The 12,280-nt window shown below is 62.6% G+C and carries 13 protein-coding genes; 11 read left to right on the top strand and 2 right to left on the bottom strand.

Annotated features, from left to right (window positions below):
- Nucleotides 1-4: 4 nt before the first annotated feature.
- The 11 genes from map to eccB all read left to right on the top strand — a co-directional run bounded on the left by map (nt 5) and on the right by eccB (nt 9,671).
- Nucleotides 5-796, top strand: coding sequence for a type I methionyl aminopeptidase (gene map / locus HMPREF3171_RS02100; protein ID WP_070482499.1), 792 nt, complete (start codon nt 5-7; stop codon nt 794-796).
- 51 nt (nt 797-847) lie between these two features.
- Nucleotides 848-1,645, top strand: a complete 798-nt coding sequence (locus HMPREF3171_RS02095; protein WP_070482496.1) for a L,D-transpeptidase — start codon at nt 848-850, stop codon at nt 1,643-1,645.
- 172 nt (nt 1,646-1,817) lie between these two features.
- Nucleotides 1,818-2,036, top strand: a complete 219-nt coding sequence (gene infA, locus HMPREF3171_RS02090) for a translation initiation factor IF-1 (RefSeq protein ID WP_070422742.1) — start codon at nt 1,818-1,820, stop codon at nt 2,034-2,036.
- A gap of 173 nt (nt 2,037-2,209) precedes the next feature.
- Complete coding sequence (gene rpsM / locus HMPREF3171_RS02085) at nt 2,210-2,578, top strand: 30S ribosomal protein S13 (RefSeq protein ID WP_070422743.1); 369 nt, start codon at nt 2,210-2,212, stop codon at nt 2,576-2,578.
- Nucleotides 2,579-2,581: 3 nt separating this feature from the next.
- Entirely contained in the window at nt 2,582-2,983 is a 402-nt protein-coding gene (gene rpsK / locus HMPREF3171_RS02080; RefSeq protein ID WP_070422744.1) for a 30S ribosomal protein S11, read from the top strand.
- Between the two features lie 27 nt (nt 2,984-3,010).
- Complete coding sequence (rpsD, locus tag HMPREF3171_RS02075) at nt 3,011-3,616, top strand: 30S ribosomal protein S4 (protein ID WP_070422745.1); 606 nt, start codon at nt 3,011-3,013, stop codon at nt 3,614-3,616.
- Between the two features lie 102 nt (nt 3,617-3,718).
- On the top strand, nt 3,719-4,732 hold the full coding sequence (locus HMPREF3171_RS02070; protein WP_070422746.1) for a DNA-directed RNA polymerase subunit alpha: 1,014 nt from the start codon (nt 3,719-3,721) through the stop codon (nt 4,730-4,732).
- Nucleotides 4,733-4,778: 46 nt separating this feature from the next.
- Nucleotides 4,779-5,273, top strand: coding sequence for a 50S ribosomal protein L17 (gene rplQ, locus HMPREF3171_RS02065; RefSeq protein WP_070422747.1), 495 nt, complete (start codon nt 4,779-4,781; stop codon nt 5,271-5,273).
- A gap of 79 nt (nt 5,274-5,352) precedes the next feature.
- Nucleotides 5,353-6,183 carry a tRNA pseudouridine(38-40) synthase TruA gene (truA, locus tag HMPREF3171_RS02060; protein WP_070482494.1) on the top strand — a complete coding sequence of 277 codons (831 nt, stop codon included), beginning with the start codon at nt 5,353-5,355 and terminating at the stop codon, nt 6,181-6,183.
- Between the two features lie 33 nt (nt 6,184-6,216).
- Complete coding sequence (locus HMPREF3171_RS02055) at nt 6,217-8,322, top strand: DUF6541 family protein (protein WP_070482492.1); 2,106 nt, start codon at nt 6,217-6,219, stop codon at nt 8,320-8,322.
- A gap of 71 nt (nt 8,323-8,393) precedes the next feature.
- Nucleotides 8,394-9,671 carry a type VII secretion protein EccB gene (eccB, locus tag HMPREF3171_RS02050; protein WP_246815301.1) on the top strand — a complete coding sequence of 426 codons (1,278 nt, stop codon included), beginning with the start codon at nt 8,394-8,396 and terminating at the stop codon, nt 9,669-9,671.
- On the opposite strand, the gene HMPREF3171_RS02045 is transcribed toward eccB, so the two are convergent.
- Together HMPREF3171_RS02045 and eccD are read right to left on the bottom strand one after the other, a co-directional pair.
- Nucleotides 9,610-10,806, bottom strand: a complete 1,197-nt coding sequence (locus HMPREF3171_RS02045; RefSeq protein WP_083291913.1) for a S8 family serine peptidase — start codon at nt 10,804-10,806, stop codon at nt 9,610-9,612. The two genes, eccB and HMPREF3171_RS02045, sit on opposite strands and share 62 nt — an antisense overlap.
- Before the next feature lie 2 nt (nt 10,807-10,808).
- The gene (gene eccD / locus HMPREF3171_RS02040; RefSeq protein WP_070482488.1) at nt 10,809-12,101 is read right to left on the bottom strand and encodes a type VII secretion integral membrane protein EccD; all 1,293 of its coding nucleotides are present in this window, start codon (nt 12,099-12,101) and stop codon (nt 10,809-10,811) included.
- Between the last annotated feature and the right edge of the window lie 179 nt (nt 12,102-12,280).

Genomic DNA, 12,280 nt, shown 5'->3' with positions numbered 1-12,280 from the left:
CGCTATGGCATTCCGCAAACGCAAGATTGCCGCCAAAACCCCCGACGAACTCGATGCGATGGAGGCAGCCGGCCGCATTGTCGGTGTCGCGCTGCAGGAGGTCCGTGCTGCGGCAAAGCCGGGTGTCAGCACGCTTGACCTTGACAAGGTGGCGGAAACCGTCATTCGCGACCATGGCGCGGTGCCGACCTTCCTCGGATACCACGGTTTTACTGGCTCGATTTGTGCGTCGGTCAACGATGTGGTGGTCCATGGCATTCCATCCGCTGACGTGGTGCTCAAAGAAGGGGACCTGGTTTCCATCGACTGCGGCGCGACGTTCAACGGTTGGGTAGGGGACAGTGCCTGGTCGTTCGGTATCGGTGAACTTGCGCCGGATGTGGACGCGCTCAACCGCGCAACCGAGTGGGTGCTCGCAGAAGGCCTGAAAGCCATGGTTCCGGGCAACAAACTCACTGACGTGTCTCACGCGTTGGAGTTGGCAACCTACGCCGCCGAGGAGCGTTTCGGCGTTGAGCTCGGCATTGTGGATGGCTACGGCGGGCACGGAATTGGCCGCACGATGCACGAAGACCCGTACCTGGCCAATGAGGGCAAGCCGAATCGGGGTCCTGTGATTCAGGAAGGTTCGGTGTTGGCGATCGAGCCGATGTTGATCCTGGGTGGTGGCTACGACACGCGCGTACTTGACGACGAATGGACGGTTACCACCCTCGATGGCTCGCCGGCAGCACACTGGGAACACACCGTGGCGGCGACCGCTCAGGGACCACGAATTCTTACTCCGCGCGTATAAACGGCTGGCGCGTCGATGAGTAATTCATGGCTATACGGTTATACTTCCGGCATGTCTTACCGTCCTCGCCATGCAAAGCAGTCGCCGTTGAAGCGACGCGCAATTACGTTCGCTGCCGGTCTCGGTGTCGTCGCTACGCTTGCTGCACCTGTGACTGCGCAGGCAGCGCCTGCTCCGGCCCCGAATCCGGTTGCAACCTCCAGCCTTGATGCGCTGTCCTCGTCGGCAAACACCGCGTTTGCAAACCTGGATAAGTCTGCACGGGATGCAGCTTGGGATCTTCGCAACAACCTGCGCTTGCAGGCAGACGGGTTGGCGAATATCAGCCCGGATCTGCCGGCGAAGGCGAAGCAGCGTATCGACGAGATCGTGGAGGTTTTCTTCCCCGGACTCATCGCCGAGAAGACTCCGAAGCCGAAGCCTGCACCGAAGCCGGCTCCCGCTCCGGCACCAGCTCCTGCTCCGGCGCCGGCTCCGAACCCGCGTGCTGGCTTTGACTACGGTCCGTGCCCGGCCGATGCCAAGGCCTGCATTGACATTGATGGTCGCCGTTCCTGGCTGCAGAACAACGGTGTCATGTACTACCAGTCGGGCCTGATTGGTCCGGGCCGACCGGGCTACGAGACGCCGCGCGGTACCTTCTACGTCAACCGTAAGGTCAAGGACGAGATCTCCTGGGAGTTCGGCAACGCACCGATGCCGTACGCCACGTACTTCACCTACAACGGCATCGCGTTCCACGAAGGGGACCCGAGCATCCTGTCCCACGGCTGCATCCGCATGTACCGCGGTGATGCACAGCGCTACTTCAGTGATCTGCAGATCGGTGACAAGGTCTACGTCTACTAGACATCTTTGTTGCATATTGGCCCCGGCGAAATGCTGGGGCCTTTTGCGTTTTCGCAGGTGAGCGGATAAAGTAGTCCAGCGGTGCTGCCACGAAGTGTTGGCAGGTACCGACTGTCACGGTAAGAAAACGTTTCTGCCTGCACATTTGCGGGCAGTGTAGGAAGTGGAGTGTATGGCAAAAGAAGGCGCAATCGAGGTTGAGGGCCGCATCGTCGAGCCCCTGAAGAACGCCATGTTCCGTGTCGAACTCGACAATGGGCACGAGGTTCTCGCCCACATCAGTGGCAAGATGCGCCAGCACTACATCCGCATCCTCCCTGAGGACCGTGTCGTGGTGGAGCTCTCTCCCTACGACCTGGAACGCGGGCGTATCACTTACCGCTACAAGTAAGCATTTCAGCCTCCTCACCCAGACCTGCTCATAGTGGGTCGTTTACCTCCGGCCACGGTGGCTGGAGCCGCGTGTAATCCCAACCCATCCTCCGGCACGGTCCGGATAAAGCGTTGGTTGACGTGGACGGGTGGGGAGAAAACCACCGTAACAACCCGAAAGGTACGTACCTCATGGCACGTCTAGCTGGTGTTGATCTCCCGCGCAATAAGCGCATGGAGATCGCTCTCACCTACATCTATGGCATCGGTGCAACCCGATCCAAGGAACTGCTCGAGAAGACGGGCATTTCTCCGGACCTGCGCACGGACGATCTGAGCGATGACCAGCTCTCCGCTCTGCGTGACGCGATTGAGTCCTCCTACACCGTCGAGGGCGACCTGCGCCGCGAGGTTCAGGCAGACATCCGCCGCAAGATCGAAATCGGCTCCTACCAGGGCATGCGCCACCGTCGTGGCCTGCCTGTCCGCGGCCAGCGCACCAAGACCAATGCGCGTACCCGCAAGGGCCCGAAGAAGACCATCGCAGGAAAGAAGAAGTAACCTATGGCTACTCAGACTCGTTCCGGTGCACGTCGCGGACGTCGCATCGTCAAGAAGAACGTGGCCGCAGGCCACGCATACATCAAGTCCACCTTCAACAACACCATCGTGTCCATCACGGACCCGCAGGGCAACGTCATCTCCTGGGCGTCCTCCGGCCACGTTGGCTTCAAGGGCTCCCGTAAGTCCACGCCGTTCGCTGCGCAGATGGCTGCAGAGAACGCTGCCCGCAAGGCAATGGACCACGGCATGAAGAAGGTCGACGTTTTCGTCAAGGGTCCGGGCTCCGGCCGCGAGACCGCTATCCGTTCGCTCCAGGCTGCCGGCCTGGAGGTGTCTTCGATCTCCGACGTGACGCCTCAGCCGTTCAACGGCTGCCGTCCGCCGAAGCGTCGTCGCGTTTAAGGCTGAAAGGAAAAGAGGTAAAGAGACATGGCTCGTTACACCGGCCCTGCTACCCGTAAGTCCCGTCGCCTCCGCGTCGACCTCGTCGGCGGCGACATGTCCTTCGAGCGTCGCCCGTACCCTCCGGGGCAGGCTGGCCGCGCTCGTATCAAGGAATCCGAGTACCTGCTCCAGCTGCAGGAGAAGCAGAAGGCTCGCTTCACCTACGGCGTGATGGAGAAGCAGTTCCGTCGCTACTACGAAGAAGCGAACCGTCGTCCGGGCAAGACCGGCGACAACCTGCTCATCCTGCTGGAGTCCCGTCTGGACAACGTTGTCTACCGTGCTGGTCTGGCTAAGACCCGCCGTCAGGCACGTCAGCTCGTGTCCCACGGCCACTTCACGGTCAACGGCAAGAGCATCGACGTTCCGTCGTTCGCGGTAACGCAGTACGACATCATCGACGTCCGTGAGAAGTCCCGCAACATGCTGTGGTTCGAAGAGGCTCAGGACAACCTCCTGGACGCTGTCGTTCCGGCTTGGCTGCAGGTCGTTCCGGACACCCTGCGCATCCTCGTGCACCAGTTGCCCGAGCGCGCTCAGATCGAGGTGCCGCTGCAGGAGCAGCTCATCGTCGAGCTTTACTCGAAGTAAACTTTCACACGTTTGCTTCACCCCGCGCGCCGTCCACGGTGCACGGAATCTTCCATATCAGTCCCTACCGGCTTCATATAGCGGGAGCCAAAGGAGAAGTTCATGCTCATCTCTCAGCGTCCTGAATTGACCGAGGAGTACATCGATACCAACCGCTCGAAGTTCGTCATCGAGCCGCTCGAGCCTGGTTTCGGTTACACCCTGGGCAACTCCCTGCGTCGCACGCTGCTGTCGTCCATCCCGGGCGCAGCCGTGACGTCCATCAAGATCGACGGTGTGCTCCACGAGTTCACCACGATCAACGGTGTCAAGGAGAATGTCTCCGAGATCATCCTCAACATCAAAGACCTCGTGCTGTCTTCCGACTTTGACGAGCCGGTAGTCATGCAGCTTGCAGTCGAGGGGCCGGGCGACGTCACCGCAGGTGACATCGAGCCACCGGCAGGCGTGGAGATCCACAACCCGGATCTGCACATCGCCTCCCTTAACGAGCAGGCACGCCTGGAGATGGAGCTTGTTGTCGAGCGCGGCCGTGGCTACGTCCCGGCTATGCCGAACTCCGGTGGAGAGGCCGGCCGTATCCCGGTCGACCAGATTTACTCGCCGGTGACCCGTGTTGCTTACAAGGTTGAGGCAACTCGTGTTGAGCAGCGCACCGACTTTGACAAGCTCATCATCGACGTTGAGACGAAGAACTCGATGACCGCACGTGACGCGCTCGCGTCGGCTGGTTCCACCCTGGTGGAGCTCTTCGGCCTGGCTCGTGAGCTCAACACCGCTGCAGAGGGCATCGAGATCGGCCCGTCGGCTCAGGAGTCCGAGTACATCGCTGCGTACTCCACGCCGATCGAGGATCTGAACTTCTCTGTTCGTTCCTACAACTGCCTGAAGCGTCAGGAGATCCACACCGTGGGCGAGCTTGCTGAGTACAGCGAGACCGACCTGCTGGACATCCGCAACTTCGGCCAGAAGTCGATCAACGAGGTCAAGATCAAGCTCGCTAACCTGGGCCTGACCTTGAAGGACGCTCCGGAAGATTTCGACCCGACCCAGCTCGAAGGCTACGACGCCGAAACTGGCGATTTCGTGGACGACGGCGCGGACGAGACCGAGTAACACAACAGAGCACGCGCTCAACTAACCGCATACGAGGAGTTCGAATATGCCTACCCCCAAGAAGGGTGCCCGCCTCGGAGGGTCCGCCTCGCACCAGAAGCACATTCTGGCCAACCTGGCGCAGTCCCTCTTCGAGAACGGCGCTATCAAGACGACGGACGCTAAGGCACGCGCCGTGCGTCCGTACGCTGAGAAGCTGATCACCAAGGCGAAGAAGGGCACTGTGGCTGACCGCCGCGCAGTCCTCGCTGAGCTGCCGAACAAGCAGGTTGTTAACTACCTGTTCAACGAGCTCGCGCCGAAGTTCGAGAACCGTGAGGGCGGCTACACCCGCTCCATCAAGCTCCCGAACCGCTCCGGTGACAACGCTCCGATGACCCAGATTTCCCTGGTGCTCGAGGAGACCGTTACCACCGAGGCAACCCGCGCTGCACGCGCAGCTGCATCCCGCCAGGCTGAGGAGGCCAAGGCTGAGGAGGCTCCGGCAGAGGAGACCACCGAGGCTCCGGCAGAGGAGACCGCTGCTGAGGAAGAGAAGTAAACTCACTTCCTTCCTCGCGTAACGCCCAGCTACCCCGTGTAGCTGGGCGTTTTGTATTGCCCAGATAAGATTGATCGCCATGGATGAGACGATGCGGCTGCGTTTGGATATCGCCTACGATGGCACCGATTTTCACGGTTGGGCGCGCCAGAAAAGCGGCATCCGCACAGTCCAACAGACCATCGAAGAGGCGTTGAGCCTGGTGCTGCGTAGTGGCGTCTCCCTTACCGTCGCTGGACGCACCGACGCAGGAGTCCATGCCTCGGGACAGACCGCCCATGTGGATATTCCTCGCAGCAGCCTTGATCAGCGTTCGATTGAGGGGGACCCGGGACGGTTGGTTCGTCGATTAGCAAAACTGCTCCCGGAAGACGCCCGCGTATTTAATGTCGTGGAAGCGCCAGAGGGGTTTGACGCGCGTTTCTCGGCGTTGGCTCGCACCTACGTATATCGGGTGACTACGCATCCGGCAGGTGCGTTGCCAACACGGGCGCGCGATACGGCGGTGTGGCCAAAACCTATCAACCTTGAGACGACACAGGCGTGTGCCGATGCGCTTGTGGGTTTGAACAACTTTGCGGCGTTTTGCCGCCCGAAGGAGCATGCCACCACGATCCGCGACGTGCATTCTTTCGAGTGGTCGCAGGTCGAGGACACCGTGTACGAAGCGCGCATTGTTGCGGATGCGTTTTGCTGGAATATGGTTCGCGCGCTGACCGCGACGTGTTTAACCGTCGGGGAGGGCCGCCGGGGGAGTGACTGGCCAAAGGAGCTCTTGCTTCGCGACGAACGCGCGCCCGAAGTCCCACTCGCTCCCGCTCGTGGCCTGACGTTGGTCGGCGTCGAGTATCCCGCTGATTCTGAGTTAGCTGCCCGCGCCGAAGCTACCCGCGCGCGTCGCGAGATGTAGCATGCTTGGGTTACTGACAATCTGGGAGGTGCGATGACCACAGCAGCCGCAGCATGGTTTGCAGTTGTGTTTTTCCTGCTTCCCGGATTCCTGGTGGCGTGGGTTGCAGGCCTCCGAGTTCCTGCAGCGGTGACCACGGCGCTGCCGGTGACCTTCGGTGTTATCGGAGTGTCGTCGTGGATGTGGGGCGTGACTAGCGCGCCGTTTAACCTGTGGACGTTCGGGGTGAGCATGGTGCTTGCCCTCGCGGTGGCTGGCGGGTGGCGCTATGCGTTTGCACGCAAGGCCCGCCGCGGTGGTGATGTGCCGTGGCGCCGTGCGCTTTTTCCCGGCAAGGTGGAGTGGACGCACTGGGGCATTCCGTTTGTCGGGGTAGTGGTCGCGGCGTGGATGGCAGTTACGGACCGGCTGTCGTGGTTGGCTCAGATGCCCAACGGTGCGGACAATATCGTCCAGGGGTGGGATTCGCAGTGGCATGCGAATGCGGTGCGGTTTGTGATGGAGACGGGCGTGGCGTCGTCGACACGCATGGGCGAGCTGCAGAACTTCGAAACGCACGCGCGGCTGTTCTACCCGTCGGGATTCCACGCGGGTGTTGCTCTCTTTACGGAGGCTGCTGGTCTTGAGCCGATTCGGGCGGTCAACATCGCGTCGACGGTGCTGCCAGCGGTGGCACTGCCGCTGACCATGGTGTGTCTGGTGTTCGCGTTTATGCGCTCGACTGGGCTCACCGCGCAGATTGCCGCCGCGTTTGCCGCGATCATGGCGTACGCGGCCCCGCAGTTGCTGTGGGTGCCCGACTACGTGGGGATGTGGCCGTACCTGTTTGCGATGACCCTGACCGGCATCGTGGTTTGGCAGTTCCTTGAAGTTCCGGCACGGCATGCGGGTGCGCTGCCTGCTGCGATCGGGTTCCTTGGCGTGTTGTGCACACACCCGGCTGCGGTGACCGTGGTGGTGCTCGGCGTCATCTTTGCGTGGGCGACGTCGCTGCTGGTTCGCCCGGTGCGCTCGCGTCGCAGCGATACGGTGTGGATGGCACTCCCAGCAGCCGCGGCAACGCTCGTGTTTTTGCCCCAAGTGCTGGCGGGGTCGGACCAGGCGAGTGAGGTTGCCTCGTGGGCGCCGCAGGAGAAACTGGGCCGCGGCGGCGCGTGGGGGAGTGCGTTTCGGATGGACACCCGGCACGTCTCTCAGTTTTTCCCGGACTTCGACCCGACGGTGATGCTGTGGCTCGCCGGTGCAGGCGCGCTGGCGTTGGTGCTGTGGCGTGGCCAGGTGTGGCCTGTGCTGTTGTATGTGGTTTCGCTTGCGGTGACCGCAAATGCGCTCACACCATTCGATAACGCGTGGGGCGATGTACTGGCCATGGTGGGCAACCTGCACTACAGCACGGGGCACCGGCTGATCATGCCGGTGGTGATGTGCGTGTGGGCAGCGGCCGCCATCGGCATTGCTGTGATTATCCGCCTTGTCACCTTCGCTCCACTCGCAGCACGAACCGGTACGGGGCAGCGAGCCACGGTGCTGGCGTCGATCGCGGTGGCGGTGATCGCCGGGTCGGCGGCGGTGCCACAGGTACGCAACCACACTGAGGCTGGTGCACAGGACGCGTTTGCTACCCCGCGCCAAAGCGGACGGATGGTAAGCGCGGAGGACCTCCAGGTGTTTGACTGGTTGGCGACCCAGGACGCAGCGTGGGAAGGCACGATCATGGGTGATCCTGCGGATGGATATTCGTGGATGTATGCCTACAACGGGTTGCCGTCGGTTTCCCGCCATTACCTATGGCCGACCGGCGGGATTGGCTCAGCGCACGACACAATTTTCCAGCACGCGGACTTCATCGGAGAAGACAACGGCGAAGTGGTGGAGCAGGCGCTGAAGGACTTGAACGTACGGTTCTTTGTGCTCAGCCCGGGGTCGTTTTGGGCGGACCAGAAACCGCAGTATCCGATGCTGCGGGCGTTCTGGGCGTCAAACGGGGTGACGCCGGTGTATCGCAAGGGCACGACGTCGGTGTTTGCGGTCAACAGCGAGTTCTCCACCGCCCAGTTGCGGGCGATGCGCAAAGACGGACAGGACCACGGCTCGGATGAGCTATTCGAGCTTGAAGATGCCGGTGTAGCCGCCGGGTAGATGCGCGCGGGGTGCTAAGGCTGTAGCCTGTTGAGTACTTACTCGGGGGAGGGGGAATTATGGCGAAACTTTTGCCTACTACACGTGCCCAGGTTTCGGGCCACCAGTTCATGCGCCGTCGTATGGAGCATGGGTTGTTGTTCGGGGATATCCGGATGATCCATGACCCGTTGTCGGCGCGCCATCGCGCCACGGTGTTTGGTGTTGCTGCGGTGGTGATGATTGCCGGGGTGATGGGGTTGTTTGCGTGGATGCGTCCGAATGCAGATCCGGGGGATGCCCCGATTCTGCGGGCGTCGGACGGCACGCTGTATGTGCGTGTTGATGACACTGTTCATCCGGTGACCAATCTTTCTTCTGCACGCTTGATTGCTGGTGCGGCGGCTGATCCGTCGCGGGTGGGTGATGAGCATTTGGCGGCGATGCCACGTGGCGTTCAGGTGGGTATTGTGGCTGCGCCGGCGATGTTTGCGCCGGAGGGTGCGGTTGATGCTGCATGGTCGGTGTGTGCGGTGCCGGGCCGTGTGACGGTGGTTGCGGGGCAGCGTCCGGAGCCTTTGCTTGGCGACGATACCGTGCTGGCCACCGACGGCACCCGCCAATGGTTGGTGACTGGTGAGGGCAGACAGTTGCTGCCTGATGCGGCGTCCCCGCAGGGGCGTATCGTGCGCCGTGCGTTGGGGGTCGGGCACACCACTCCGATGTGGGAGCCACCGTTGCAGGTGATGACGGCGCTGAAGGAATTGCCACCGGTATCAGTACCTACGCCCGACCGGCTGCCAGAAGTATTGGTCGCTGAGAGCGGTGCGTGGGCGCTGTTCAACGGGAGAATCGAGCCGCTCAGTGAGGTGCAGCAGGCAGTGCTGTTGGATGCTGGCGCAAAGCAACGCAGCATCGGCCGCGAACAGTTAGCCACGTATCAGGACGGGGACTTAGGGCTGACGATTCCAGAGCGTCGCCCGCAGTGGGTTGACCCGGTGCAGCAGACGGTATGCGTGGACCAGGACCGTGGTGGCGCGGTGCAGTCCGGTATAAAACACGACGGTACAGAACACGCTGGTGCAGCACGGTACGGCGCAGTGCGATCCGGTGATGCTTCGGCGATTGCGCTGTCTGGGGCGTCGGTGGCGACACACTTTGCGGGGCTTGCGGATGGCTCGATCGGTGTGGATTCCGGCCATGGCTTCCACGTCGTGGCGAGCAACGGGTTGCGCCACCGTGCACCCGATGCGGAAACACTTGCCACGGTGGGTGCGGTGCATGTCGAGCGCGTGCCTTGGGAGATTGTCAGCCTCTTGCCGGAGGGCGAGGAGCTGACCCGGGCTGCGGCTTTGACCGCCACGTACTAGCAGCGCACAGCGCAAGGGCGCCCAGTAGAGCGAACACAACTGCGCCGAGGCCGACACTGCTGAACCGTTTCGCGGCCAAGGAGGCGGTGCGCTCTGTTGGGGCCACGGTGACGGTGTCCCGTGGCGCGATGTCGTCCGGGGTGAGTTGGCTGATCACGTTGTGCGGGGTGATGGCGCCGCCGCCGTGTTGTGCTGCGGCGGTGATGAGCGTGCGCACGTGGTCTGGCGTGATGCCGGGGTAGCGCTGCATGAGCAACGCGGCCGCACCACTGACTACCGGTGCGGCGAAGCTGGTTCCAACGTACGGGCGTGACCCGTCACGGGTGAGCGTGCCGTCGGCCCAGCCGTTGCCGCTGGATGCGAGCGCGTGTGGGACAAGACCGGCTGCGGAGATTTCCGCTGGCATGGAGTATGACGCGAGCGTGTGGGTGTCCTCGCGAGCCCCCACAGCAAGCACCGTGGGAAACAGAGCCGGGATCACGCTAAAGCCTGGTTCACAATCGGCGCTGGTGTTGCCGGATGCGGCGACGACGACTGCGCCGTCGGCCTCGGCACGGTGCAACGCGCCGCGCAGTCCATTGAGATCAATGCGTGAGGCAAGCCCCGGGTCCACACAGGACACGACAGAGACGTTGAGCACGCGCGCACCTTCGTCGAGCGCGTTGTTGATTGCAGAAGCGAGCGTCTCAAGGTCCCCCGCGACAGATTGGCCGCGGCCACCGCGGTAATGGGCTGACGTTTGACGCACCGCCAGGATCTCCGCATCTGGTGCGATGCCGAGCGTGCGCCCAGCGATGACGCCGGCGACGACGGTGCCGTGGCTGTCGCAGTCCGCAAGCGCGTTGTCGCCGACAAAGTCGGCTCCGGGGCGCAGGTGATTAAGTTCCGGGTGTGGAGCGACGCCAGTGTCGATGACGGCGACGCGCACGCCGGCTCCGGTGGCGAAGCGACGGAGCTCGTGGAGCTCCGCAGGTGTCTCACCTGGTGGTTGTGCTGCCGAAGGCACGGCGCAGGCGATGTCTTGGGCGGAGGCGTAGGTAAGCGAGCCCGGCGCGAGTGCTGCAGGTGCGCAGAGTACAGGCATGGCGAGCAACAGTGGCAACAGTGCGGAAGCAGGCAGGGAACGTGTGCGCATTGTTACAGCCCTCGAATCAGGTCGAAGACCCCGGTGAGGTGTACCGCGAGTGGGATGACGGCGATGAGGGCGGCGATTTCGGCACGTTCGAACCAGACAACGGTTGTCGGTTCTAGGTCGGGTACGCGCCGGGCCCACAGCACGGTGGTTGTAGCTGCCAGTGCGGTGAGGACGGCGATGGTGATGAGGGCGGGATGCGGGTCGTCGATACGCACAACGCTGATGGCGGAAGCAATGACTGCCGCGAGTGCTATCGCCATCAGCGCAATGCGGGTTGCAGCCCAGTGGTGGCGCGATGCGTAGACGACGAGTGCGCCGGCGATGCAGGTGCAGAACACGAAGTTCCATGCACCGCCGCTGCTGCCGATCTGGAGGAGCGCAGGGATGCTCACTGTGGCAATTCCGGCGGTGACTGCGCTGGCGATGGTGGTGGCGACTCGGCTGCGTGCGTCGACGTCTGGTTGGTATTCGTCGGCGCGATCGAATTCTTCGCCGGCGGTGGGCACGTGCGCCACGGCAAGGCCTGCAGCACGGGTGGCGATGCCGGGTGTGGCGGCAACCGTAAACAGGCCGGTGAGGACGGATAACGCAGCAGGCGAGTTTGCGGCGGGCAGCCAGGTGCCTAACGTGCCAATGCCGCTGAGCACCCCAACCGTGACAGCAAACGCCACCAATGCAGGGCCCGCAAGGCGCAGAGCCACTCCAATGCCGACGGTGATGAAGGCTGTGACGACGCCTGCGAGTGCGCCAAGAGCAACGTCTGTGCTGTGTAGATTCGGTTCTGTGCCACCGATGACCCATGTGGCGGCGGCCCAGCCGAGGCACAACGGCGCTGCAGCAAACACGGCGTGCGATTTCGCAACAGCAGCGAGGGTGAGCGCGCATAACCCGGTGACGGCGAAGGTCGCGGGAGGTGGGGTAAACATGCTGAGCAGCAACGCAATGCACGCTAACCCTACGAGGGTTGCGGCGGCGTCGAGGCCGCGCACGCTGCGGGCATTGCGGCCTGCGTGCGCGAGGGCGTCGGCGGCGTCGCGTACCACGGGAGGGGCGATGGGTTCTTTGGGGCGCAGGGCGATCACGGCGCCGTCGTGAAGCTTGAGCGCGTACAACGGCGTATGCATATCGAGTGGGCGCCCGCCTGCTGTGGAGATTTCCCACGGGCGGTGGATCTGCGGCAGTTCCACAAGACGCGCCAATTCGGGCAGCACCTCTGCAAACGTTGAGGATGTCGGCAGTGTGACATCGATATCGCGGTGAAACGCCGCAACAGAAACACGTACGGTTACGCGCACAATGTGGTGCGCCGAAGTAGCAACCAAAACTCTTCCCCCGGAAGTCTCAACGCGTGGCCCCCATTTGCCACGCAACTTGGGCCAGTATGGCGCACCGTTACGCTGCAGTCCAGCTTTTCGTACCCCTTTGGCGCGCAAATGGTCTACACTGCGCTCAACACTATGCCCAACACAGTTCG

The organism is Corynebacterium sp. HMSC08F01 (genome assembly GCF_001807545.1).
Lineage (GTDB): Bacteria > Actinomycetota > Actinomycetes > Mycobacteriales > Mycobacteriaceae > Corynebacterium > Corynebacterium coyleae.
This window is presented reverse-complemented; position numbering and strand designations above follow the sequence as displayed.